This window comes from Bacillus sp. SIMBA_074 (genome assembly GCF_046534555.1).
Lineage (GTDB): Bacteria > Bacillota > Bacilli > Bacillales > Bacillaceae_G > Bacillus_A > Bacillus_A mycoides.
In genome coordinates, this window is sequence record NZ_JAWRYM010001189.1 from 1 (window position 1) to 238 (window position 238).

Annotated in this window: 1 protein-coding gene; it reads right to left on the reverse strand. The window is 63.9% G+C overall.

Annotated features, from left to right (window positions below; genetic code table 11):
• Positions 1 to 223: DUF1214 domain-containing protein (locus SB773_RS34485; protein WP_410595033.1), on the reverse strand; the 223-nt coding region annotated here is incomplete at its 3' end.
• Positions 224 to 238: the final 15 nt, after the last annotated feature.

Consider the following 238-nt stretch of genomic DNA (forward strand, 5'->3'; position numbering starts at 1 on the left):
TGATGTCACCCAGCTTCCAGCTGCGGTCGAAGTACCGCTCGAGCGGGCCGTAGAAGCGGAAGTACGAGAACCAGTGTCGCCCGGGGATGGTCTGCACCCAGTTCGATTCGCCCATGTCAGGAGCGGTCGGCCCGAAATGCAGATCGACGGAACCGTCGTCGTTCACCCTCAGCTCGGAGTCGCGAGACCCGCGGTCGCCGCGCTGTTGATCGTTGTCGATCAGGCAGCGCGTGTCGAC